Source organism: Nonomuraea sp. NPDC005692, from assembly GCF_040631115.1.
Classification (GTDB): Bacteria; Actinomycetota; Actinomycetes; order Streptosporangiales; family Streptosporangiaceae; genus Nonomuraea.
Genome location: NZ_JBEXYU010000011.1, coordinates 96298 through 120412, shown reverse-complemented (window position 1 = coordinate 120412; position 24115 = coordinate 96298). Strand labels below are relative to the sequence as shown.

At 71.6% G+C, this 24115-nt stretch carries 20 protein-coding genes; 8 read left to right on the top strand and 12 right to left on the bottom strand.

All coding sequences use genetic code 11. The annotated features are described in order from the left end of the window. Positions 1 to 4 precede the first annotated feature (4 nt). The 3 genes from ABZ459_RS23645 to ABZ459_RS23635 all read right to left on the bottom strand — a co-directional run bounded on the left by ABZ459_RS23645 (position 5) and on the right by ABZ459_RS23635 (position 2876). The gene (locus ABZ459_RS23645) at positions 5 to 391 is read right to left on the bottom strand and encodes an SCO5389 family protein (RefSeq protein ID WP_125640462.1); all 387 of its coding nucleotides are present in this window, start codon (positions 389 to 391) and stop codon (positions 5 to 7) included. Positions 392 to 468: 77 nt separating this feature from the next. After that, on the bottom strand, positions 469 to 1398 hold the full coding sequence (locus tag ABZ459_RS23640) for an ATP-binding protein (protein WP_357973820.1): 930 nt from the start codon (positions 1396 to 1398) through the stop codon (positions 469 to 471). Positions 1399 to 1496: 98 nt separating this feature from the next. Then, a complete protein-coding gene (locus ABZ459_RS23635) occupies positions 1497 to 2876 on the bottom strand; it encodes an LCP family protein (RefSeq protein ID WP_357973817.1) in 1380 nt (459 codons plus the stop codon). A gap of 127 nt (positions 2877 to 3003) precedes the next feature. Between ABZ459_RS23635 and ABZ459_RS23630 the strand changes: the two genes are divergently transcribed. After that, a complete protein-coding gene (locus ABZ459_RS23630; RefSeq protein ID WP_357973814.1) occupies positions 3004 to 3732 on the top strand; it encodes a class I SAM-dependent methyltransferase in 729 nt (242 codons plus the stop codon). A 41-nt stretch (positions 3733 to 3773) separates the two neighbouring features. Beyond that, positions 3774 to 5204: an MFS transporter gene (locus ABZ459_RS23625; protein ID WP_357973811.1), complete on the top strand. Its 1431-nt coding sequence runs from the start codon at positions 3774 to 3776 to the stop codon at positions 5202 to 5204. On the opposite strand, the gene ABZ459_RS23620 is transcribed toward ABZ459_RS23625, so the two are convergent. The 3 genes from ABZ459_RS23620 to ABZ459_RS23610 all read right to left on the bottom strand — a co-directional run bounded on the left by ABZ459_RS23620 (position 5182) and on the right by ABZ459_RS23610 (position 7533). Beyond that, a complete protein-coding gene (locus tag ABZ459_RS23620) occupies positions 5182 to 5742 on the bottom strand; it encodes a hypothetical protein (RefSeq protein WP_357973808.1) in 561 nt (186 codons plus the stop codon). The two genes, ABZ459_RS23625 and ABZ459_RS23620, sit on opposite strands and share 23 nt — an antisense overlap. Before the next feature lie 48 nt (positions 5743 to 5790). Next, complete coding sequence (locus ABZ459_RS23615) at positions 5791 to 6465, bottom strand: hypothetical protein (protein WP_357973806.1); 675 nt, start codon at positions 6463 to 6465, stop codon at positions 5791 to 5793. Positions 6466 to 6549: 84 nt separating this feature from the next. Next, entirely contained in the window at positions 6550 to 7533 is a 984-nt protein-coding gene (locus ABZ459_RS23610; RefSeq protein ID WP_357973803.1) for a polyprenyl synthetase family protein, read from the bottom strand. Positions 7534 to 7657: 124 nt separating this feature from the next. Between ABZ459_RS23610 and ABZ459_RS23605 the strand changes: the two genes are divergently transcribed. Further along, the gene (locus tag ABZ459_RS23605; RefSeq protein WP_357973800.1) at positions 7658 to 8608 is read left to right on the top strand and encodes a serine hydrolase; all 951 of its coding nucleotides are present in this window, start codon (positions 7658 to 7660) and stop codon (positions 8606 to 8608) included. Positions 8609 to 8613: 5 nt separating this feature from the next. Here the strand turns inward: ABZ459_RS23605 and ABZ459_RS23600 are convergent, their stop codons facing one another. Further along, positions 8614 to 9567, bottom strand: coding sequence for a zinc-binding dehydrogenase (locus ABZ459_RS23600; protein ID WP_357973797.1), 954 nt, complete (start codon positions 9565 to 9567; stop codon positions 8614 to 8616). Between the two features lie 84 nt (positions 9568 to 9651). Between ABZ459_RS23600 and ABZ459_RS23595 the strand changes: the two genes are divergently transcribed. Further along, positions 9652 to 10239: a helix-turn-helix domain-containing protein gene (locus ABZ459_RS23595; RefSeq protein ID WP_357973794.1), complete on the top strand. Its 588-nt coding sequence runs from the start codon at positions 9652 to 9654 to the stop codon at positions 10237 to 10239. A gap of 25 nt (positions 10240 to 10264) precedes the next feature. Here the strand turns inward: ABZ459_RS23595 and ABZ459_RS23590 are convergent, their stop codons facing one another. Next, positions 10265 to 11134: a LysR family transcriptional regulator gene (locus ABZ459_RS23590; protein WP_357973791.1), complete on the bottom strand. Its 870-nt coding sequence runs from the start codon at positions 11132 to 11134 to the stop codon at positions 10265 to 10267. A 71-nt stretch (positions 11135 to 11205) separates the two neighbouring features. Between ABZ459_RS23590 and dapA the strand changes: the two genes are divergently transcribed. Then, positions 11206 to 12084, top strand: coding sequence for a 4-hydroxy-tetrahydrodipicolinate synthase (gene dapA, locus ABZ459_RS23585; protein WP_357973788.1), 879 nt, complete (start codon positions 11206 to 11208; stop codon positions 12082 to 12084). Here the strand turns inward: dapA and ABZ459_RS23580 are convergent. Continuing rightward, positions 12046 to 13218, bottom strand: coding sequence for an NAD(P)/FAD-dependent oxidoreductase (locus ABZ459_RS23580; RefSeq protein ID WP_357973785.1), 1173 nt, complete (start codon positions 13216 to 13218; stop codon positions 12046 to 12048). The genes dapA and ABZ459_RS23580 overlap by 39 nt on opposite strands. A gap of 84 nt (positions 13219 to 13302) precedes the next feature. Between ABZ459_RS23580 and ABZ459_RS23575 the strand changes: the two genes are divergently transcribed. Together ABZ459_RS23575 and ABZ459_RS23570 are read left to right on the top strand one after the other, a co-directional pair. Next, the gene (locus tag ABZ459_RS23575; protein ID WP_357973782.1) at positions 13303 to 13743 is read left to right on the top strand and encodes a MarR family transcriptional regulator; all 441 of its coding nucleotides are present in this window, start codon (positions 13303 to 13305) and stop codon (positions 13741 to 13743) included. Positions 13744 to 13909: 166 nt separating this feature from the next. Beyond that, positions 13910 to 15565 (top strand): ABC-F family ATP-binding cassette domain-containing protein, encoded by a 1656-nt coding sequence (locus ABZ459_RS23570; RefSeq protein WP_357973779.1) that lies wholly within the window; start codon positions 13910 to 13912, stop codon positions 15563 to 15565. Between the two features lie 9 nt (positions 15566 to 15574). Here ABZ459_RS23570 and ABZ459_RS23565 read toward each other — a convergent pair whose 3' ends face one another. The 3 genes from ABZ459_RS23565 to ABZ459_RS23555 are packed head-to-tail and all read right to left on the bottom strand — an operon-like array spanning position 15575 to position 23026. Further along, a complete protein-coding gene (locus ABZ459_RS23565) occupies positions 15575 to 20377 on the bottom strand; it encodes a DNA repair ATPase (RefSeq protein WP_357973776.1) in 4803 nt (1600 codons plus the stop codon). Position 20378: 1 nt separating this feature from the next. Further along, positions 20379 to 22475: a flotillin family protein gene (locus tag ABZ459_RS23560; protein ID WP_357973773.1), complete on the bottom strand. Its 2097-nt coding sequence runs from the start codon at positions 22473 to 22475 to the stop codon at positions 20379 to 20381. Further along, positions 22475 to 23026 carry a hypothetical protein gene (locus ABZ459_RS23555; protein WP_357973770.1) on the bottom strand — a complete coding sequence of 184 codons (552 nt, stop codon included), beginning with the start codon at positions 23024 to 23026 and terminating at the stop codon, positions 22475 to 22477. Before ABZ459_RS23555 ends, ABZ459_RS23560 begins: the two co-directional genes overlap by 1 nt. Before the next feature lie 155 nt (positions 23027 to 23181). On the opposite strand from ABZ459_RS23555, the gene ABZ459_RS23550 reads away from it, so the two are divergent. Continuing rightward, positions 23182 to 24096, top strand: a complete 915-nt coding sequence (locus ABZ459_RS23550) for an NADP-dependent oxidoreductase (protein ID WP_357974235.1) — start codon at positions 23182 to 23184, stop codon at positions 24094 to 24096. The last annotated feature ends 19 nt before the right edge of the window (positions 24097 to 24115 follow it).

The following is a 24115-nucleotide window of genomic DNA, read 5'->3' as shown; positions in this document are numbered from 1 at the left end:
GGGTTCAGCAGTCGACCAGCTCCGGTTTCTGGTTGAGGATCTGGGCCCGCGGGGTGACGAACTCGTCGAGGGCCTTGGTGGCCGACGGGTCGAAGACGGCGACCCGGTGGCAGTTCTGGAAGGCCAGCCGTACGCCGAAGTGGCGTTCGAGCGCGCCGCGCATCGCGTCGCTCGCCAGACACCGCAGGAGCTGGCCGCGGGCCTCCTCGGACGGCGGTGGCACCTGGTTGTCGGCGAACTCGGCTCCGCTCTGCGCGCGCTCGGTGACCAGCTCACTGATCAGCGACCACGCGTAGGGGAGTGAGTCGCGGACGCAGGCGACGAACGCGGCGTCGTCCACGTCTCCGGCTCGGGCCTGGTCCAGCAGATCGTTCGGGACGGTCAGCGACATGCTGTCTCCTCTCGAAGGGGATCGAATCTGACGTTATGTGGGAGAAGGGGGTAGCTCCAGATGCCTGGAGGTGCGGTTTAGGGGCCGTAGACGAAGTCAGGATCGATCTGCTCGGCCAGGTCGGCTCCCGTGCGGGCGTTGGCCCACGCGCGGGCGTTGCGCAGGTGGAACTCCGCGGTCTGGCGGCCGAAGCGCGGCCAGTCCTTCTCCTGCGCGTCGAGGGTCTTGCGCAGGACGGCGAGCGCGTCGGTGTTGGCCGGCTCCAGATCGTCGAGCGTGAAGTGGCGGCCCTGCTCCATGGCGCGCACCGCCGAGGAGTGCTCCATCCAGGTCAGCAGGTCGTCGCCCACGTGCGCGCGGAGGAACTCCACGTCGGACGGGCCGTGGACCTTGTTGCCGATCACGGCGAGCGCGACGTCGTACTTGGCGGCGTGGTCGCGGTACTGCTGGTAGACGCTCACGCCCTGCCTGGTCGGCTCGGCGACGAGGAAGGTCAGGTCGAACCGGGTGAACAGCCCCGAGGCGAAGGAGTCGGAGCCGGCGGTCATGTCGACCACGACGTATTCGCCCTGGCCGTCGACCAGGTGGTTGAGCAGCAGCTCCACCGCCCCGACCTTCGAGTGGTAGCAGGCCACGCCGAGGTCGTCGTCGTTGAACGGGCCCGTGGCCAGCAGGCGCAGGCCATGAGGGGTGGTCACGGCGTAGTCGAGCGCGGCCAGGTCGTCGAAGCGCAGCAGGCGCGAACCGCGGCCCGGCGGGGTGGTCTTGACCATGGTCTCGGCCGAGGCGATGCGCGGGTTGTCGCCGCGCAGCAGGTCTTTGATCTCGGTGAGGTGGGCCCCGAGCGGCTCGGGCTGGGCGTCGAGGCCGAGCACCAGGGCCAGGTGCTGGTTGATGTCGGCGTCCATGACGACCACCGGGTCGCCCTGGGCCGCCACGTGCCGCGCGAACAGCGCCGAGATCGTCGTCTTCCCGCTGCCGCCCTTGCCGACGAATGCCACTCTCACGTGCGCTCCTGAAATGACGATGAAAATCGTTTCCGTTGGGCCCGCGCACCATCATGCCACACTCCGTACTCGGGTGATGGCTGTCGGAAAGGTGAGGTTCAGCCGCAGGCGGCGTCCAGGTTGACCGGGGTCTCCGGGTTCTGGGTCGGGGCGGCGGAGTGGTGCGCGCTCGCCGACCGGTTGGCGGGGCGCTCGTCCAGGGTCTCGGAGACCTTGCGCCTGATCAGGTACCAGTCGGGCGTGACGGTGCTGATCAGCGGCGGGACGAAGCTGAGGCTCCGGATCCTGGTGTCCTTCACCTTGTCCGACAGCTCGATCAGGGCGGGCAGCAGGTCCTGGGGCACGTCGCTGGAGATGGCCCGCTTGGTGGCCGCGGCCAGCTTCTCGAAGCTCTTGAGCACGGTCATCGGATCGGCCTGCTTGGCGACCGCGTTGAGCAGGCACTTCTGGCGGCCCATGCGCACGTAGTCGTCGCTGTCGGTGCGGGACCGGCCGTACCAGAGGGCCTCCTCGCCCGACAGTTTGCGGGTGCCCGCGGGCAGCAGGCCCTCGCGGTACTTGCCGTACACGATGGGGTCCTTGACGGTGACCCGGACGCCGCCCATCGCGTCGATGATCTCGGCGAAGCCCTTCATGTCGACCATGGCGTAGTAGGTGACCGGGATGCCGAGGATGTCGCTGACGGTGCGCTTGAGCAGCGACGGGCCGCGCTTGCCCTTGGACACGCCGGGGACCATCTCCGGGTGGTCCTCGGCGTACTGGAAGATCTCGTTGAGCAGGCCGGGGGTGCTGGGGCCGTCGCCGGTGAAGCCGAAGGGGAAGCGGCTCCTGGCCGGGCCGTGCGGGAGCTGGACCCTCTGCAGGTTGCGCGGCAGGCCGAACAGGGTGGTGGCGCCGGTCTCGGTGTCCACGCTGGCCACGGTCATGCTGTCGGTGCGCACGCCGGGCCGGCCGGGGGCGGCGTCCGCGCCGATCAGCAGGAAGTTGACGCGCTCCGCGCCGTTCCACGGGTCCTGGGCGACGACGGGGGCGCTGCTGGTGGTGGTGGCGAAGACGTGGCTGACGACGTCGCGGGACAGGTAGGCCATGCGGGTGGCGTACGCGGTGGGCGCCAGGACGAGCGCGCAGAGGGCGGCCGCGAGCGTGGTGGTCAGGAAACGTCCGGCGGTGTCGGAGGACTCGGGACGGACCAGCAGGAACGACCGGATGATCACGGCGGTCCACGCGAGCGCGATCCCGACCAGCGCCACGGTGAGCACCGTGAGCCAGCCGGGCTGGACCGCCAGCGACAGCAGGCGGGTGCTGAACGCCGTGAACACCGTCAGGACGCCGCCCAGCATCAGCACGTAGGCTGCCATGAGGGCGATGCCCATCCGGTGACGGTGGGTGGCCAGGTGCGCCACCCCCCAGAGCGCGGCCGACGCGACCGTCAGCGCGATGCTCGCTCCTAGGCCGAATTCGCGTTGTTTCCCTGTCATGCCTGGTCAAACCCCCAATGCCAGCCCATCCAAGTCACCATAGTTATTGCGTTGCGGGCCAATTGAGGGTGAAGGGGAAGTGTTTGCTCAATTCCCGGTCAAGACCCACTTGAGATATAACGTGAGAGTGAGCACTCGACACGGTAGCTACGGATTCGACGCGCCGTGGGCCCTCGGCGGACTGATCTTCGGGGCGATCGTCCCGCTGGCTCTCGCGGCGGTCTCCTTCATGCTGGACATCCCCGCCGCCGGGATCGCCTTCGCCTTCGGCGGGCTCTACACGCTGGCCAGCGCGGCCAGCTACCTCTACACCACGCGCCGGGGCAAGTTCGCCGTCTGGGCCGAGCTGCTGGAGCCGCTCGAAGGCGATGAACGGGTGCTCGACCTCGGCTGCGGGCGCGGCGCGGTGCTGCTGACCGCCGCCGCCCGGCTCCACTCCGGACGGGCTGCCGGCGTCGACCTGTGGAGCTCGAAGGACCAGTCGGGCAACGCCGCGGCCGTCACCCTGGCCAATGCCGCGGCCGAAGGCGTCGCCGACCGGGTCGACCTGGTCACGGGCGACATGCGCGACCTGCCGTTCGAGGACGGCGCGTTCGACGTCATCGTGTCGAGCCTGGCGATCCACAACGTCCCCTCCGCCGAGGGCCGCGAAAGAGCGGTCAGGGAGGCCCATCGCGTGCTGCGGCCCGGCGGGCTCATGCTGATCGCGGACTTCCGGTACGCGCCCGACTACGAGGACGTCCTGCGCGACCTGGGCGTGATCGACATCCGCCGGCGCGACCTCGGCGCCCGCCTTTGGTACGGCGGCCCCTGGTTCGGCACCACCCTGGTCGAGGCCAGAAAACCTGCCTTGTAGGGAACGTTTGCCGTCCGTTTACCGGGTACCCAGATGCCCTTATGAGCGACGTGGAAACCGGCACGGTAACTACCAAGGTGCCCGCACGGCTGGACCGGCTGCCGTGGTCCCGCTGGCACTGGATGATCGTCATCGGTCTCGGCACGGTATGGGTGCTCGACGGGTTAGAGGTCACCATCGTCGGAAACCTGTCCGGGCAGCTCGCCAAGCCCGGCAGCGGCCTGGACATCACCCAGGCGCAGGTGGCCGGCCTCGCCGCGGCCCTCTACGTGGCCGGGGCCTGCGTGGGGGCGCTGTTCTTCGGCTGGCTGACCGACAGGTTCGGCAGGAAGAAGCTGTTCCTGCTGACGCTCGTGGTCTACCTCGCGGCGACGCTGATGACCGCCCTGTCCTTCGACGCCTGGTGGTTCTTCCTGTTCCGCTTCATGACCGGTTTCGGCATCGGCGGCGAGTACGCGGCCATCAACTCGGCGATCGACGAGCTGATCCCGAGCCGGCACCGGGGACGCATCGACATCATCATCAACGGCAGCTACTGGCTCGGCGCGGCGGGCGGCGCCCTGCTGACCGTGCCGCTGCTGAACGACCTGCCGGTCAACATCGGCTGGCGGGTGGCGTTCGGGCTGGGCGTGGTGCTCGGCCTGGCCATCCTCCTGGTCCGCAGGAACGTCCCGGAGAGCCCGCGCTGGCTGTTCATCCACGGCCGGGACCGCGAGGCCGAGCAGATCGTGGACGACATCGAACGCCAGATCGGCCGGGACCTGCCCGAGCCGCGCCAGTCGATGACCATCCACCAGCGTAAGTCGATCGGCTTCCTGAAGATCGCGCACACGATGGTCGCGCTCTACCCCAAGCGCACGGTCCTCGGGTTGTCGCTCTTCATCGGCCAGGCGTTCCTCTACAACGCGATCACCTTCGGGTACGCCCAGATCCTGACCACGTTCTTCAAGATCGACTCGCACACGGGCTACTACTTCGCGATCATCGCGGTCGGCAACTTCCTCGGCCCGCTGCTGCTCGGCAGGCTCTTCGACACCGTCGGCCGGGTGCCCATGATCTCGGCGACCTACATCGGCTCCGGGGTGCTGCTGCTCGGCACCGCCTGGCTGTTCAACCAGGGCGCGCTGACCGCGATGACGCTGACCCTCTGCTGGTCGGTGGTGCTCTTCGTGGCCTCGGCGGGGGCCAGCGCGGCGTACCTGACGGTGAGCGAGATCTTCCCCATGGAGACCAGAGCGATGGCGATCGCGTTCTTCTTCGCCATCGGCACGGCCGCCGGCGGCATCGCCGGGCCGCTCGTGTTCGCCTCGCTGGTCGAGAGCGGCGCGCCGGGCGACACGGCGCTGGCGTTCTCGATCGGCGCGATCGTGATGATCGTCGCGGGGCTGGTCGAGCTGGCCTTCGGGGTCAAGGCCGAGCGCAAGGGCCTGGAGGAGATCGCCGCGCCGCTCACCGCCGCGCGGGCCGCATGACGCGCAGCACCTGGGTGCTGTCGGCCAGGTACAGATGCGGCACGTCCACGAACACCCGCATCGGCCCGCGGTCCAGTTCCAGGTCGCGGGCCATGGTCGCGTGCACCTCGGCGAGCGGCAGGTAGTTGAGGTAGCTGGTGAAGGCGTTCTGGGAGCGGAAGGTCGCGGTCATGGCGAGCGCGCCGTCCCGGATCCGGAACGCCACGCCGATCAGGCAGGGCACCGCGTCGTACGGCTCGCCGGGGATGGTCAGCGAGATCCACGCGCTCTTGCTGTACGGCTTGACCCGCAGCAGGTCGGCGGCCCAGGTGAGCTGCCCCCTGATCCGGGCGCCGTAGCTGTACTTGAACGGCGGCACGATCACGTCCTCGCTGAACTTCCTGCTGTACAGGGCCAGCCGCTCCGTGTCGCCGTACCGTGCGATGATCGGGTCGTCGCCCCTTACCTCGGCGATCTCGAACAGCACGGACGGGGCCTCGATCACGGGGCCGCGGTCGTCGTCGGCGAGCGTGCCCGCCGTCCAGACATGTCGCATCATCCACATCCACGCCTCCCCACATGACGCCCATAACGCAGGGCCGGGCATTCAGGTCTCCTGATCCGGGAACTCGTAAGGGTCGCGCGGGAGCCGGCGCCGCCTGGTCACGTTGCAGCGCACGTAGTAGACGGCGTAGTGGACCAGCGTGACGAGGAGGATGCCCAAGGCGAGCAGGGGCAGGTTGGGCGCCTGCCCGCACAGGCCCGTGAGGCCCACCGTCAGATAGGTCGAGTTCGCCAGCGCCAGCGTCGTCACGTTGATCCCGGGCCAGGCCAGTGGCGCGTACGTCTCCGGGAAGCGGGGGTCGATCGGCAGGTTCGGGCTCCAGCCGAGCCGGTCCTTGAGCCTGGAGGCGTACAGCAGGCGGAAGTTGTTGATCGCGCGGGCCGTCCTGGCGTGCGCGCCGACCGCCTCGATCAGCCGCAGGAACGGCAGCACGCTGAGCACCCCGAACGCCGTGACCAGGGCGAACAGGTACCACGGCACGCGCTGCCACTCCGTGAGGCTCTGCGGGTCCACCACCTTGGCGCTGGTCAGGGCGATGGCCGCCAGGAACGGCCCCGACAACAGGCTCATGGCGAGCCTGGTCATCTTCAGTCGTTCTTCCTTCGCGGCCAGGTGGACCGCGTAGATGCCGGTGAAGTCCACGGCGGCGAGCTGGAGGAAGTGACTGGCCTCAAGCCCGTCGTCCCGGATCATCATGCGAGGGGGGATCTTTCGCATGTGCGCTCCTGTAGTGCGTGACTCCAGTATTAGCGCGATTCGCCGGGTTGTGGGAGCGATTCCTACCAATTGTTCCAACAAATCTCAACTGACGCCCGTCAACTGCGACGACACCTCCGCGACGTGGTCGATGTAGGCCGTCGGGAGGCCGTACAGGAGGGTCGCGATCTCCTTGTCGTGGATCACCGGCAGGGCGGCCAGGGCGTCCGAGGCCAGGCCGCGGCAGAACTCCAGCGTGTTGGCCACCAGGTCGCCCGCGCGCAGCCGGCGCAGCGCCTCGTCCACCTGTTCGTCGCTCATGTCGCGGCCGAGCAGGTCGCCGAGGTCGGTGCCCGACAGGAGCAGCGGCAGGCTGTAGACGCCCTGCCGCAGGTCGTTGCCGGCCGGCTTGCCGAGCTGGGCGCTGGAGGCGGTCAGGTCGAGCAGGTCGTCCAGCACCTGGAAGATCAGCCCGAACTTCTCGCCGTACGCCGACACGCGCGCCCGGTCCTCGGCGGAGGCCCGCGCGCAGACGGCCGCCACCAGGCAGCCGGCCCGGAACAGCGCGGCGGTCTTGCCGGTGATCGAACGCAGCGCGCTCTCCCTGGTCCTGGCCGGGTTGAACAGGTCGCTCGTCTCCAGGTACTGGCCCTCGGCCAGCTCCACCACGGTGGCCGCGAGCACCTCGGCGACCGGCCTGGACACCGCGGTGATGGCCGCCAGACCCGCCCTGGCCAGCATGAAGTCGCCGATCACCAGAGCCTTGCCCTCGCCCAGCTCGGCATTGAGCGTACGGGTGCCGCGCCGCTCGGTCGCCCGGTCCATGAGGTCGTCGTGCACGAGCGAGCCGGCGTGGATCAGTTCGACGCACGCGGCGGCCGTGATCACCCGGCGGTCGGGGGCCTTGCCGAGGGCGAGCGAGGTCGCCAGCGTCAGCGCCGGACGCAACCGTTTGCCTCCGGCGCTGACGATCCGCCCGGCGCCCGCGTTGATCCCCGGCAGCGCGGACGAGCCGCTGAGCCGCCTGATCCTGGCCTCGACCCTGCGCAGACCTTGGCTGACGGCGGGGCTGTTCACGAGTTGCTCCATGGGACCAAGCCTGCTCCCGCGCCGCTGTGCCGCTCCTGAGAGACGCTGAGGACGTTCTCAGCCCTTGACCCTGACATCGTGTGGGCCGGTACGACAGGATGTCCCCCGGGCTTAGGAGGTCATCATGGGAATGGCGGAGCGGGTCGAGGCGGTACTGAACGCCGGCACGGCACCCAATCTGCACGCGGTCGTGGTCATGCGAGGCGGCGAGGTCGTCGTCGAGCACTACGGCGCGGGCGTCGACCAGCGGATCACCGAGGAGCCCCGGCACGTCGTGTTCGACCGCGACACGCCGCACGACGTGCGGTCGGTCACCAAGAGCGTGGTCGCGCTGCTGTACGGCGTGGCCCTGCGCGACGGGCTGGTGCCGCCGCCGGACGCGAGGCTGGTGGAGCAGTTCCCCGAATATCCGGACCTGGTGGCCGATCCGGGCCGGGCGCACCTCACCGTCGGGCACGCGCTCACCATGACGCTCGGGATCGACTGGAACGAGGACCTGCCGTACACGAGCCCGGCCAACAGCGAGATCGCGATGGAGCTCGCTCCTGACCGGTACCGGTTCATCCTGGAGCGTCCCGTGGTCGAGGAGGCCGGGAAGCGATGGCGGTACTGCGGCGGCGCCTCGGCCCTGCTCGGCGGGCTCATCGAGCGGGGCGCCGGCGTACCGCTGGCGGAGTACGCCGCGAAGGCGCTGTTCGAGCCGCTCGGGATCACCCGGACCGAGTGGGTCAAGGGCACGGACGGCGTGGCGATGGCCGCGGCCGGGCTGCGGCTGCGGCCCCTCGACCTGGCCGCGCTCGGGCGGCTGGTGCTCGGCGGCGGGCTGGGCATCGTCCCCGAGCAGTGGGTGCGCGAGATGACGCGGCCCCGCGTCGTCATCGACGGCGACTTCCGCTACGGCTACCAGTGGTACGTGAACACCGGCGACCGGCCGTGGACCGAGGCCATCGGGAACGGCGGCCAGCGGCTGCTCGTGCTGGCCGGCGAGGAGCTGGTCGTCGCGGTGACGGCCGGCGACTACAACGCGGAGCAGGTCAGCGCCACGGCCGTGCTGGACGCCGTCCTCGACCGCTGAGCCGCTCAGGGGACCAGCAGGACGCGGCCCGTGACCGCGCGCGACTCCAGGAGGCGGTGGGCCTCGGCCGCCTCGGCCAGCGGCAGGGTCTCGTGGACGACGGCCCGGCTGCGTCCTGAGCCGAGCCGGGCCAGCATCTCGGGATAGTGCGTGCCGAACACCTGGCCGGCCCAGCCGGGGCCGCTGCAGCCGATGACGGTCACGCCCCGGTCCATCAGGTCGGCGGCCGTGACGGCGGCGGGCTCGCCGCTCAGCATGCCGTAGAACAACATCCGCCCGGTGCCGGGCGCGAGCCGGTCGAGCACCCGCCGGGCCGACACGCCGCCGATCGACTCGAAGGCCACGTCGATGTCCGGCAGCGCGTCCGGCCAGCCCGGGTCGCCGTGGTCCAGGGCCTGGTCGGCGCCGAGATCGAGGGTCCGCTGCCGCTTGGCCGGCGAGCCCGCGGTGGCGATCACCCGGGCCGCCCCGAACTCCTTGGCGTGCGCCACCACGTAGCCGCCGACCGCGCTGGTGCCCGCCTCGACCAGCACGGTCTCCTCGCCGCCGAGCCGCGCCCGGTGCAGCAGGGCGAGGGCGATCGCGCCGGGCGCGGCCCCGGCCAGGGCATCCAGGGGCGTCACGGCCTCGGGTACGGGGCAGGTCATGGCGGCGGGCATGGCCACGTACTCGGCGTAGGCGCCGAGGCCGCCGGTCACCCCCACGCGTACGGTGCCGAGCAGGCCGCCGTCCACGCCCTCGCCCGTCTCGACGACCTCGCCGACCGCCTCCGCGCCGAGCACGACGGGCAGCGGCAGCGGGAACGGCAGCGCGCCCGAGCGGATCTGCGTCTCGGCGTAGCTGACGCCGATCGCCTGCGCGCGGACGAGGACCTGGCCCGCCTCGGGGCGCGGGCGGGGCAGGTCCACCGGCCGCAGGGTCTCGGGGCCGCCGGTCGCGTCGAGCTGGATGGCACGCATGGTTGTTCCCGTCTGCATCTGAACCATTGGTCCAGTTAATATATGGACCGCTGGTCAAGTTTGTCCATGGGCAACAATGACCGGATGGAACGTCAAGAGCGGGCCGACGCCGCGCGCAACAGGCGGGCGATCCTGCGGGCGGCGGAGGAACTGCTGCGCCGCCACCCGCCCGACCAGGTCTCCGTCGAGCGTGTGGCGGTGGCCGCCGGCGTGGGCAAGGGCACGGTGTTCCACCGGTTCGGCAGCCGTACGGGTCTGATGCGGGAGCTCATGAGCGAGCGGGCCCGCGAGCTGGACAAGGCGGTGGCCGAGGGCCCGCCGCCGCTCGGCCCCGGAGCGCCGCCCGTCGAGCGGCTGGTCGCCTTCCTGGGCGCGGTGGCCGAGCTGGCGGCGCGCAACGGCAACCTGGTGGCGGCGCACGAGCACGCGGTCGCGACCAGCAGGTCCGAACCCCGCGAGACCAACCCGATCTACGCCGGCTGGCACCGGCACGTCACCGCGCTGATCACCGAGGGGCGGCCCGACGTGGACGCGGACGAGATCGCGCACCTGCTGCTCGGGTCCCTGCACATGGAGCCGATCGCGAGCCGGTTGCGGGCGGGGGACAGCGCGCGGCTCGCTCGCAGCTTCGCCGCCCTCGCCGAGGGCCTGCTCGGCAGGCCCGCCCCTTAGCCCGGAGGACCGGCGGGTACGGACGTCAGAGGGGGAGGGTGGTGGCGGCCGTGTGGAAGGCGGCGACGGCCGCGCGGACCGCCGGGTGGTCGCCGTAGCCGCGGCGGAAGGCGGCCCGCGTGCGGCGGCTCAGGGGCAGGCGGGTCAGCGAGACGCCGTCCGGCGGGGTCAGCGCCGCCAGCCTGGGCACGAGCGCGACGCCCTGACCCGCGGCGGCGAAGGCGAGCACGGTGTCGAAGTCGTCGATGTGGTGCCGGACCCGAGGCTCGAACCCGGCCGCCTGGCAGGCCCTGATCGCCATGGTGTGGCAGAGCGTGCCCGGCTTGCTCATGATCCACGGGTCGTCGCGGGCGTCGAGGACGCGGGCGCGGTCGGTCAGGTACATCGGCTCGGTGAACAGCGGCTCGGTCTCGATGGAGGCGTCGGTGACCGGGGGCACGAAGTCGTACTCGTGCACGAGGGCGACGTCGAGCTCGCCCGCCCGCAGCGCCGCCGAGACGTCGGCGGGGTCGATCTCGGCCACCATCGGCTCGAGCCCCGGACAGTCCGCGGCCAGGCGGGCGAGCGCGGGCGGCAGCAGCACGCGGGTGGCCGTCGGGAACGCGCCGATCCGCAGGGGCCCCGACGGCCCGCCCCGGGCGGCGGCGAGCGCGGCCGAGGCGCGTTCGAGCTGTTCCAGGACGGCCTGCGCGTGCTCGACCAGCAGCAGCCCGGCCGGGGTGAGCGTGACCGTGCGCCCGGTGCGTTCCAGCAGCGGCACGCCCGCCTCCCGTTCCAGGGCGCTGAGCTGCTGCGAGACCGCCGAAGGGGTGAACGTGACCGCCTCGGCCACGGCGGTGATCGTGCCGCGCCTGGCCAGCTCGCGGAGCAGGTGGAGCTTGCGAGGATCGAGCATAAGTCCATCTTAAGCTTGAACGAAGAAATCCGAACTGGACCTAACAGGTCTGCGGGCGGCAGGCTCGAAGCATGCTGAGAGGAATCCACGTACCGCTGGTCACGCCGTTCACGTCGTCGGGGGAGGTGGCCGCCGACGCGGTCGAGAAGCTCGCCCGGCAGATGCTGGACGAGGGCGCGGCCGGTCTGGTGGCGCTGGGGACGACGGCCGAGGTGGCCGCCCTCGACCCCGAGGAGCGGGCCCTGGTGGTCGAGACCTGCGTACGCGTGTGCGCGGAGCGCCGGGCGCTGCTGACCGTCGGCGTGACCGGGAACGACACCCGCACGACCGCCGCGGCGCTGCGCGAGCTGCCCGCCGGGGTGGACGCGGCCCTGGTGACCGTGCCGTACTTCCTGCGGCCCGGCGAGCGCGGCGTGATCGCGCACTTCGAGGCGCTGGCCGAGGCGTCACCGGTGCCGCTGGTGATCTACCACATCCCCTACCGGACCGGGCAGGCCGTGGGCGCCGCGACGCTGCGGGCGATCGGGGAGCATCCGAACGTCGCGGGCGTCAAGTACGCCGCCGGCGGCATCGACCAGGACACGGTGGACCTGCTCGCGGACCTGCCCGACGGCTTCGAGGTGCTGGGCGGCGACGACGCGTTCGTCTCGCCGCTGCTCGCGCTCGGCGCCTCCGGCGGCATCCTGGCCTCGGCGCACGTGCTGACCAGGAGCTTCGTCGAGCTGGTCGACGCCTGGCTGGCCGGTGACGTGGCCACCGCGCGCCCGCTCGGGCACCGGCTGGCCCAGGTCTCCCGCGCGCTCTTCGCCGAGCCCAACCCGACCGTGATCAAGGGCGTCCTGCACGCCAGGGGCCTGATCCCGACGCCGGACGTGCGGCTGCCGCTGCTGCCCGCCTCCGCCGCCGCGGTGTCACAGGCCGACCTGGTGGCGGTACATCCAGGCCAGTGACTCCTGGCTCGCGCTCCGCTTCAGGAACATCGGCAGCATCAGGTCGCGGAAGACCCGGGCGACCGGGCCCGCGGCCTTGCTGTTGCTGATCGTCCTGGAGTAGGCCACCACCCGCTCGACCCTGGGCCGCCGCTCGGCCTCGAACCGCTCGAACGCCGCGCGATGACCCTTCGCCTCGCGCAGGCACCTGGCCAGCACGACCGCGTCCTCGACGGCCAGCGAGGCGCCCTGGCCGGAGCTGGGCGAGGTGGCGTGGGCGGCGTCCCCGGTGAGCAGGACACGGCCCCGGTGCCAGACGGGCACCGGCGGCAGGTCGTACACCGGCAGCGCCGGGCCCACGGGGCCGCGGCGGACGAGGTCGGCCGACGGGTTCGCGTCCCCCTCGAACGCCGCCGCCAGGACGGGCCGCCAGTCCGCGGGCACGTCGCCGAACCGCCTGGGCAGGTTCGCGAACCACCACGTGTCGCCCGACTCGGTCACCGTGCAGCCGAAGAAGGCCCGCTTGCCGAAGACCATGTTGTAGACCCCGGGCTCGCCGCCGAACCCGCCGAACCCGTCGAAGCCGTCGTTTCCGGTGTTCCTGACGATGCCGCCGAAGCTGTACAGGCCGCTGTAGCGCGGGCCGGGCGCGCCGGGGTCGAGCAGTGAACGGGTGCGCGAGTGCACGCCGTCGCAGGCGATCAGCAGGTCGCCGGTGGCCGAGGTGCCGTCCTCGAAGGTCGCCACGACCTGGTCGCCGGTGTCGTCGTAGGAGACCAGGCGCCGGCCGTACGCGATGGGGACGCCGCGCCGGGCGGCCTCGTCGCGCAGGGTGCCGTAGAGGTCGGAGCGGAGCACGGTGTGGCTGACCGTGCCGTCGTCGAGGCGCAGGCCGTTGGCCACCTCGCCGAGGCGCTTGCCGGTGCCGCTCCACATGACCATGCGCGGCGTGGGGATGGCCGACGACAGCACTTCGCGGTGGACGCCGAGCACGCGCAGGGCGGCCAGGCCGTTGGAGGCGAGGTTGAGGAACGAGCCGACGTTCTCGGCGCCCCGCGGGTACGCCTCGTGGATCTCGGCGTCGATGCCGGCCGCCTGCAGGGCCATCGCCGTGACGGGCCCGCCGATCCCGCAGCCTATGATCAGAGCCTTCATGCTGGTATCCTTTCGTTCGGCCGAACGAAATATATGAGCAGAGGTGGCGGGATGTCCAGAGATATTTCGGAGCATCGAAAGAAATTGTTGGACGAACTGGTCGAGGCAGGCCGGGAGAGCAGCAACGCCGCGGTCATGTACCACAGCGCCATGGGCGAGCGGCTGGGCCTGGGGATGACCGAGGAGAAGACCCTCGACCTGCTCCAACGCCACGGGCCGCTGACCGCGGGGGAGCTGTCCCAGCACACGGGCCTCGCCCCGGCCTCCGTTAGCGGGCTGATCGACCGGCTGGAGGCCAAATGGCTGGTCCGCAGGGTCCGCGACACCAAAGACCGGCGCCGGGTCATCGTCGAGATCAACTGGGAGCGGCTGGCCGGCTTCGGCGAGCTGTTCGAGCCGTTCGTGGCCGCGATGTCCGGCCTGTACGACCGCTACACCGACGACGAGCTGGCCCTGATCGTCGACTTCCTCCGGCGCTCCACGGCCCTGCAACGGGCGGCCACCACCGAGCTGCGCGCCGAATAGCCGAATAAGGGGCTGTACATAAGTCCGCTTATGGGCTACGGTGTCGGCCGATATGGGTTACTGCTTCCTGTGATTCTCACGCCCGAGGCGCACACGCGTTGAGCCGACCGCTCCGCCGCGCCTCGTACCGGTCATATCCGCGTTGAGACAAGGAGGTGGAGCCTCTATGCGTACCGCTGCCCAATTGGCGCTGAACGAGATCACCAAGCGTTACGACACCCGGATCGTCCTGGACCGTGTGTCGCTCACCGTCCGGCCCGGCGAGAAGGCCGGGGTCATCGGCGACAACGGCTCGGGCAAGTCCACGCTGCTCAGGCTCATGGCGGGCGTCGAGCGTCCGGACAACGGCGAGCTGACCGTGGTCGCGCCCGGCGGCGTGGGGCACCTGCCGCAGTCGCTGGAGCTGCCGCCGCACGCGACCGTGGCCGACGTCGTCGATCTGGCCCTGGCCGAGGTGCGCGAGATCGAGGCGCGCATGCGCGCGCTCGCCGGCACCGACCTGGACGCCTACGCCGCCGCCGTCGCCGAGTTCGAGGCGCGCGGCGGCTACGAGGCCGACACCCGGGTGGACGTCGCGCTGCACGGCCTGGGCCTGCCCGGCCTGGACCGGGACCGCCCGGTCGCGACGATGTCGGGCGGCGAGCGGTCCAGGCTCGCCCTGGCCGCGACGCTGGCCGCCGCGCCCGAGCTGCTGCTGCTCGACGAGCCGACCAACGACCTGGACGACCAGGCCGTCGCCTGGCTCGAACAGCACCTGCGCGAGCACCGCGGCACGGTCGTCGCGATCAGCCACGACCGCGCGTTCCTCGACCGGGTCACCACGGTGATCCTGGAGGTCTCCGACGGGCGGGTGCGCCGCTACGGCGACGGCTATTCGGGCTACCTCGCGGCCAAGGCCGCCGAACGGGCCGCGCATGTGCGGGCCCACGAGGAGTGGCGGTCCGAGCTGGCCCGGCACGCCGGGCTGGTGGCGGCCAACGCGGGGCGGCTGGCGGCCGTCCCGCGCGTGATGGCGAAGGCCGGGATGGGCACCGGCGCGTGGCGGGCGCGGTCGCGTACGCACGGCGCCGCCGGGCGCGTCCGGCAGTCGCACGCGCGGATGCGATGGCTCGAAGAGCACCCGGTCCCGCCGCCTCCCGTGCCGCTCCGCTTCACCGCCACCATCACACCCCCGCCGCCCGCCGACGTGCGCCTGCCGGAACGGCCCCAGGACGACGTGTGCGGGACGGGGCAGCGGCCCATGGTGGTCGTGCTCGACGGGGTGCGGGTGTCGGGGCGGCTGCGGATCGACGGGCTCGCCGTACGGCGGGGGGAGCGGCTGCTCGTCACCGGGCCGAACGGCGCGGGCAAGACCACGCTCATGCGGGTGCTCGCCGGCGAGCTGCGTCCCGACGCGGGGACCGTACGCCGGACCGGGCGGGCCGGTCTGCTCCGCCAGGAGGAACGGGCGGCCCGGCTGGACCGTACCGTCCTCGCGGCCTTCGCCGAGGGACGGCCGGGCAGCCCCGACGAGCACGCCGACCGGCTGCTCGGCCTGGGCCTGTTCCGGCCGGACGACCTGCGGCGGCGGCTGGCCGACCTCTCGTTCGGGCAGCGCCGCCGGGTCGAGCTGGCCCGCCTGGTCACCGACCCGGTGGACCTGCTGCTGCTCGACGAGCCGACCAACCACCTGTCGCCGATGCTGGTGGAGCAGCTAGAGGAGGCGCTGGCCCACTACGAGGGGGCGCTGGTGGTCGTCACCCACGACCGCCGCCTGCGCGCCGCCTTCACCGGCACCCACCTGGAGCTCGCACCCGCCACCCTCACCGGCCGGACCTGCTGACGGCCGGGCTCAGCGGTCCGACTCCCTGATGGCCGTGCCCACCTCGCTCACCCGGTCGGCGAGGAGGCCGAGGGCGCCCACGGCTCTGGTCATCGGGTCGTCGCCGGATCCGCCGAGCGCCCTGGCCCTGAGGAAGGCCGCCTTGATCTCCGCCCAGCGCGCCGCCTGGGCGGGGGTGAGGCGGCCGCGCAGCTCGGCCAGCTTGAGCAGGTTGGCCTCGGCGTCCTGGGTGAGGGTCTGCGCCTCGCCCAGGTAGTGGTCGTCGATCACCGCCTCCAGCTCCTCGTCGTTCATGGCGGGCACGATGCGCTCGGCCAGCTTGTTCATGTTCCGGTACGACCCCTGCAACCGGTACGGCGGCTCGGTCCTGGACGCCTCCGCCTGGGACGCCGACGCGATGTAGGCCGCGTTGTTGGCCAGCACCACCTCCTGCGCCCGCACCAGCTTGCCCAGCACGCCGAGCACCTGCTCCAGCTCGGCCTTGCCGTACGGGTGCCTGAGCTGGTCAGGCCGGACGGCCGGGTCGCCCTTGGCCAGGCGTACCAGGAGCTCGACGTCGGCCCGGTCGCGGCCCGACAGGGGGGCCAGCACCGGGTTGGAGGTCAGCGCGTTGTCCACGTAGCTCAGCGCGAACAGCTCGTCCCTGCCGGAGAGCACGTCGCCCAGGTTCCACACGTCGGCACGGTTGGCCAGCATGTCCGGGATGCGGAAGCGCTGCCCGGACTCGGTGTACGGGTTGCCCGCCATGCACACCGCGAAGCGCTTCCCGCGCAGGTCGTACGTGCGGGTCCGGCCGTTCCAGACGCCCTCGATGCGGCGCTGGGCGTCGCACAGCGAGATGAACTTCTGCAGCAGCTCGGGCGAGGTGTGCTGGATGTCGTCCAGGTAGAGCAGGGTGTTGTTGCCGCTCTCCAGCGCGAAGGAGATCTTCTCGACCTCCTGCCTGGCCGTGGCGTCTGGCGCGTCGGCCGGGTCGAGCGAGGTGACGCCGTGGCCGAGCGCCGGGCCGTTCACCTTGACGAAGACCAGGCCGAGGCGGCTGGCGACGTACTCCATCAGCGTGGTCTTGCCGTAGCCGGGCGGTGAGATGAGCAGCAGCAGGCCCATCTGGTCGGTGCGCTTGCCCGCGCCCGCCGCGCCGAGCTGCTTGGCCAGGTTGTCGCCGATCAGCGGCAGGTAGACCTCGTCCAGCAGCCGGTTGCGGACGAACGCGCTCATGACCTTGGGCCGGTACTCCTCCAGGCGCAGCCGGCGGCGTTCCTGCTCGATCAGCTCGTTGCGGCGGCGCTGGTAGGCCCGGTAGGCCGGGACCCGGTCCTGCCTGAAGGCGCGTGCCCTGGTCAGCAGCTCGTCGAGCCTGACCCGCAGCCTGCGGTCCTGCACCCGCGGATGCGCGCCGAGCAGTCCCTCGACGGTCTCCTCGACGGCCGCGCCGGAGTCGTGGCGGGGCAGGTCGCACAGGAGCACGGCGACGGCCTCGGCCACCTCGGGGCCCTGGCGGTAGGCACCGATCCAGGCGTGGGCGAGCTGCAGCCGCTCGGGCAGGGGGAGCGCGGCCAGCTCCTCCTCGAACTCGCGGGTCCTGGCCGGGCCGAGCGCCTGCCTGAAGCCGTCGAGGACGTCGCGCGCCGCCTTGCCGGTCACGAAGCCGGACGGCGTCGCGCCCAGCTCCTCGACCAGGTACTCGCCGGCCAGCGCGGCCGTGTTCTCACCGGTGTCCTGGCCGGGGGAGAAGGCGGCGATCCGGGTGCCGAGCTCGGTGGCCAGCTCTTCCAGGGCGGGCGTCCGGCCGAAGACCGCGCGGGCGCGGATCAGGGAGGCGGCCCTGGTGGCCAATGTTTTACGTGAAACCTCGTCCGTGCCGAAGGCCCAGAAGAGCTGCGCCGCCGCGCGGGCCTCGGACGGATAGCGCAGCAGGCCGGCGCCCTCGCGCAGGCGGACCAGGCTTTCCAGGACGAGGATCGCGTCGTGGTCGTGCACGCCACGCTCGTAGCCCTCGTCGTAGCGCTGCTCGGCGGCCTGGCGTACCAGGTCGGCCAGGGGAGCGCCGGGCCCTGCGGACTCCAGGAGCGAGGCGGCCAGGTGCTCGGCCCGGTACATCTCCGGCGTCTCCGACACCAGCAACTGCTCCCAGAACGGCCGCGTGTCGGCGAACGACGCCGGCACGGGCGCGCGGTAGTCGGTGCCCGTGATCGCGAAGTGCATCTCGCCGTCGTGCGGGACCAGCGTCAGGTCGATCGGCTGGGTGTTGACGGCGAACAGATGACGGCCGAGGCGCAGCGTCTCGCCGCCGTCGGTGAACAGGTCCAGCCGGTCCCGCAGGGCGCGGCCGGCCTCCTGCTGGGCCGCCTTGACCCGGCCGTCCAGCTCCTCGGCCCGGACGGCGTCGCCCAAGGAACGCAGCTCGGCCGCCGCCGTACGGACCCGGCCGACCATCGGATCGGTGGCGAAGTACGTGTTGACCTCGTCCATCGACCCCAGCGACGCCAGCCGCCTGGTCACGCTGCCCAGGATGCGCTCGGCCGAGGCGAAGACCCGGTCGGCCCGCCGGGCCAGGCCGTCGAGCTGGGTCTGCTTCCTGGCCGAGAACGCCTCGTAGACCTCGTCCCGCTTGCCCGCGAGCTGGGCGGCGAAGTCGTCGAACTCGCCGAACCGCGCCTCCAGGTTCTCCACCTGGAGCATCAGGCGGCCGAGCTGCTCGTCGCACTTGTCCGGCGTGTCGGCCATCGCCAGCGCGCCCGAGACGGCCTGCCCGAACAGGGCGAACTCGGCGGCGAAGGCCGCGCGGCCCTCCGAGCCCAGCAGCTCGCGGCGCCGCCCGTCCAGCACGGCCCGCGCCCGGTTCACCCCGGCCAGCACCTCGGCGATCCGGCCCAGGATCGACGTGCGGACCGTGGCGTCGGCGATCTCCAGCGAGCCGACGACCTCCGTCACCACCTCCAGGCCCTCCGCCTGCTCGGCCAGCCGGTCGGCGACGGGCGCGGCCTCGGCCACGGTCGCGATCGCGGCGGCGTCGGCGGCCAGCCGTTCGACCGCCGCGTGGTAGGCGGTGAACGCCTGCGCGCCCTCCAGGAAGGCGACCGCGCGCCTGCCGGTCGCGGCCAGCTCCGCGGTCAGGGCGGCGGACAGCTCGTCCAGGCGGGCGAGGTCCAGGTAGCGGACGTCGCGCAGGGTCACCAGGCGGCCCTGCTGCCTGCGCAGGCCGGCCAGCGTGGTGACCCAGGCGTCGGCGGTGGCGGGGGTGTCGGCGGCGGCCTGGCGTACCAGGTGGGCGGTCTCCTCGGCGGCCGCCGCCAGGGTGTCGGCGGCCTGGCGGGTGAGCTGCTCGACGTTCTCGTACTCGTCGAGCACCTGTTCGGCGGTGGCGCGCACGTCGGCGAGCGGCGCGGCGAGCCCGTGCTCGCCGAGCCAGTGGTAGGAGTCGGCGGCGCGGGTGCAGGCGGCGATCAGCGCCTCGAACGTGGCCTGCGAGGCCGCCATCTCCTCGACCATGCGGGCCACGGACAGGCAGTCGGAGATGCCGCGCACCAGCTCGGCGTTGCCGATGCGCTCCAGCGGCCCGGTCCCGGCGGGCTGGGCGGCGGCGTAGGTGTCGGACACGTACGGCGTCTGCCACACCTGCATCGGGTGGACCCGGGTCGGCTCCTCGGAGAGGGCGCGGAAGACCACCATCGTGCCGTCGTCGAACAGGGAGTACCCGTGGCAGACGATGGGGTTGGCCACCTCCTTCCTGATCACGTTGTACGGCAGCAGCAGCGAGCGGCCGTCGCCCCGGGCGTGGAAGACGTACAGGACGTCCTCGCCGTTGGGCGAGCGCACGACCCGCTCGAACTCCAGGTCCGTCACGTCCGTGTCGAAGGTCTTGCTGATCCCGGTGGCCAGGTAGTAGCCGCCCGGGAAGATCAGCCCTTGGTCCTCGGGCAGCCGCTGGCAGGACTGGCCGATGCCGTCGAGCCTGGTCACCGCCTTGGTGCGGGTGTTGAACACCAGATGCCGCCAGTCCGGCTCCTTGTACGGCCTGATCCGCATGAGGACGAGCGGCCCGACCCGGGCGTACTCGACGTCGGCGTCGGCCAGCGACTGGAGGCGTTCGGTGACCGGCTCGGTGTAGACGCCCGCGCCGGTCTCGGTGTTGTTCTCGACCTTGATGGTGAGGTCGCCGCCGATCGTCTCGACGAAGACCTCGCCCTGGATGGAGATGTGCGGATGGCGGCCGAGCACGTGGTCGTCGCGGGTGGCCGGCGTCCATTCGAAGTCGTGGGACGGGGGAAAGACGTGGTCCCGCTCCCCCCTGTTATCCAGATATTTCGGGACACCGCCGTTGCTGACCGTCCACCTGAGCACCCGCGTGTCCGCCGGGCCCGTCCGGAACACCGCCAGCAGCTTGCCCTCGACCCGCCGCAGCTGCTGGAGCCTGGTCTCCTTGTAGTACCGGTACAGCTCCGCGAAGTCCTTCCTGAACGCCGGCTCCTCCAGCGTCTCCAGCTTCCCGGTCTCGAACGTGAACGCGTCCCCGTCCCTGGTGAAGCGGTGCACGGCGAACACGTCGGCCACGGTCGTCTCGGGCTTGAGCCCGATGAAGACGTTGTAGCCGAACAACATCACCTCGCCCAGCGAGACGATGTCCCTCGGGACGCAGTTGTTCTCGGTCCTGATCCGCTCGGTGCCGAGCAGGCGCAGCTCCGCGCCGCCGAAGACGCGCAGCCGCTGCCCGTTGATCTCCTCCGTCGCGACCGCGAGGGCCTTGGCCTGCGACTGGAGGCGGTTCCGGAGAACCTCGTAGGTCCCGGCTTCCAGCTCGGTGGTGCTCACGTCAGCCCTTCGCCGCCGCCAGCGCGGCCACGGGGGAGTCGGCCACGCCCAGCCGGCGCGCGGTGTCCAGCAGTTCGCCGAGCGCCGACGACTGCGGGCCGCCGTCCTGGATGAGCCGCATGAGCAGGGCCGAGACGGTCAGGTTCTTGATGTCCTCGGTGCGCACCCCGCCGACCACGCTCGCGATGTCCGCCGCCAGGCTGGCCGTCCCGTTGAGGTACGGCGCCGCGAGGGCCCCGGCCACGTTCGAGTGGCCGACGAAGCCGTCCACCGCCTTGCCCGTGGTGATCGAGCCGACCACCTTGTCGAAGAACATCGTGTCGCCGCCGACGATGTCGATGTTGGCCTTGGCCAGGCCCGCCGCCAGCACACTGGCCTGCGACTCGGCCACCTGGCGGGTGACGTCGATGTGCTTGAGCCTGATCTCCTTGTCGGCCTCCAGGCGCAGGCGGTACTCCTCGTGGCCCCGGCTGGCCTCGTCCAGGGCGGCCATCGCGGCGGCCTTCTGGGTCAGGCCCTCGGCCTCGGCCTTCAGCTTCTCGCCGATCGCGGTGGCGCCGGCCAGCGCCATGGCCTGCTCGCCCTCGGCCTGCGCCTTGAGCCGGTCGCCCTCGATCAGCGCCATGGCCCGCGCGCCCTCGGCCTCGGCCCGCAGCTTCTCGCCCAGGGACAGGGCCTCCGCGCGGCCGACCTTCTCGATGGCGTCCGCGTCGCGCTCCTTGACCTGCACCTGCGCCAGCCCGGCCGCGGCGGACTCGGCCTGCACGCCCTCCGCGAGCCGGATCTTGGCCCGTGCCTCCAGCTCGGCGGCCTGCTGCCGGGCCTCGGCCAGCACCAGCTCCTCGCGGGCCCTGAACTTCGAGGCCGCCTCCGCGGCCTCGGCCGCCTTGATGTCCTTGACCAGGTTCTCCTGCGCCTCGGCCTCGGCCGCGATGATCACCTGCTGGCGGGTGCGCTCGGCCTCCTCGACCACGCGCAGCCGCTTGATGCTCTCCTCCTGCTCGGCCACCGTCTTGTCGACCGCGATGCGCTCCCGGATGACCTCGGCGATCGACCGCTTCTCGGTCTCGACCTCCTTGTCCTTGGCGATGCGCGACAGCTCGGTCTCCCGCTCGCGGGCGATGACCTCCAGCAGGCGGTCCTTCTCGATGCGCTCGCTCTCGATCGCGATCACCCGCTCGCGGTTCTTCTCGGCGACCGCCACCTCGCGGGCCTGGTTCTCCCGCTGCACGCCGATCTGCTCGTCGGTCTTGATGCCGGCCGTCTGGGCGCGCAGCCGCTCCTCGGCCTGCACGCGGGCGATCTCCGCCTCCTCGCGGGCCTTGACGGTCTCGATCTCGCGACGCTGCTTGAGCTCGGCGTCGGTCTGGCGGCGCTGGAGCTCCAGGATGGCCTCGCGGGCGTCCACGTTCTGGCGGGTGATCTCCTTCTCCTCGGCCCGCTGGAACTCGTTGGTCCGTACGTGCTCCAGCGCGGTCAGCTCGGTGATCTTCCTGATGCCCTGCGCGTCCAGGATGTTGCTGGAGTCGAGCTGGGTGAGCGCGGTCTGCTCCAGGTAGTCGATGGCGGCGTCCTCGAGGCTGTAGCCGTTCAGGTCGGTGCCGATGAGCCGGATGATCTCGTCGCGGAACTCGTCCCGCTTGGTGTAGAGGTCGACGAAGTCGAGCTGCTTGCCGGCCGTCTTCAGCGCCTCGGAGAACTTGGCGCTGAACAGCTCCTGGAGGGTGTTCTCGTCGCTGGCCCGCGCGGTGCCGATGGCCTGGGCGACCTTGATGACGTCCTCGGCGGTCTTGTTCACCCGGACGAAGAACGTGATCTTGATGTCGGCCCTGATGTTGTCCCGGCAGATCAGCCCCTCACGGCCGGTACGCGTGATCTCGATGGTCTTCACCGAGATGTCCATGGTCTCGGCCTTGTGGACGACCGGCAGCACGATGGCGCCGGTGAACGTCACGTCCACCTTGTTGACCTTCGACACGATCAGCGCCTTGCCCTGTTCCACCTTGCGGAAAAGGCGGCCGATGATGACGAGCAGGCCAATCACGATGACCAGGACGACGGCGAGAAATACGCCGAAGCCCGTGGAGATGACGTCCATCAGATCTCGCTTTCGTAGGGCATGACCCAGAAGAATTCGCCGTCTTTGTCGTATTCGAAGATGAGTGCTTTGTCGCCGCGGCCCAGGCGGTCCCGTCCGGTCGTCCGGACCTGGACGACGGCGGTCGAGCCGTCCTCGGCGGTCACCTCGGCCTGGCCGAAGTCGGGGGTGGCGGCCCCGGTGCGGATGACGCACGGGCGGCCCACGAGGTCGCCGCGCGAGTGCTGGCCGCCGTCCTGGAACGCCCTGCGCAGCGGCCCGATCAGGGCGCGCGTGGCGAGCCAGCCGCCTCCCGCCGCGGCGAAGGGCACGGCGGCCAGCGCGGCGTCCGGCAGCACCTGGCTGCCGACCAGACTCAACAGCCAGGCGACCGCGACCAGCAGTGAGATCACGATCCCGGCGGGGACGCCCCCGAGCCCCAGCCATGGCGCGTCGTGGTCGAGGTCCAACAGGCCCGCGATGACGGCCAGCCAATAAGCCAGGACCGCCGCGAGGAGGAAAGTGAAAATGACGGTCGGAAAGCCCAGAGCGGCGTGGAAGAACTCGGCCATCAGCCCTCGGTTTGCCCCATCCCCCGGTGTGTCCTGTCGGACTATATACATATAAAGCGCGACTAAAGCGGAAAGTTCCCGACTTCATATCGAAAGTTAGCCGACTTGACCTCAAGGGCGGTTGAGGTAGCACGCTCGATGACATGACTGACGTGATGAGGGCGGCGGCGTTCGCCGAGCCGGGCGGCCCCGAGGTGCTGAAGGTGATGGAGGTGCCCGCGCCGCAGGCGGGCCCAGGACAGGTGCGCGTCCGCGTGCGGGCGGCCGGCGTGCAGCCGTTCGACGCGGCCGTACGGGCGGGGTGGCTGCCGCCGTACATGGGGGAGGTGCCCTGGCCGCGCATCCCGGGCAACGAGTTCGCCGGCGTGGTCGACCAGGTGGGCGACGGGGTCACCGGGGTGTCGGCCGGGGACGAGGTGCTGGGGTTCTCGCGCCTGTTCGCCTACGCCGAGTACATCGTGGTCCCGGCGGCCGACGTGGCTCCCAAGCCCGCCGGGACGCCCTGGGAGGTGGCCGGCGGGCTGACCTCCGGTGTGCAGACGGCCGAGCTGGCACTCGACGCCCTGGCGGTCGGCGCCGGCGAGACCCTGCTCGTGCACGGCGCGGCCGGGTCCGTGGGCACGGCGGCCGTGCAGATCGCCCGCATGCGCGGGGCCACGGTGATCGGCACCGCCCGCGAGGTCAACCACGACCACCTGCGCGACCTCGGCGCGATCCCGGTCGCCTACGGTGACGGGCTCGCCGACCGGGTGCGCGCGCTCGCCCCCGGCGGTGTGCAGGCGGCACTCGACGGCGCCGGCGGCCACGCCCTGGAGGTCTCGCTCGACCTGGTCGCCGACCGGGGGCGCATCGTCACGCTGGTCGAGCACGGCCGGGCGGCCGAGCTGGGCGTCAAGCTCGTCCAGGGCGAGCGCACGGCCGAACGGCTCGGCCGGTACGCCGCCCTGTACGCCGAGGGCCGCTTCGCCTTCCCGGTGCGGCGGACGTACCGGCTGGAGGAGGCCGCCGACGCCCACCGCGAGATCGAGACCGGTCACGGCCGGGGGAAGGTCGTCCTGGTGACGGACTGAGCCCTCCCGGCCCCTCGCA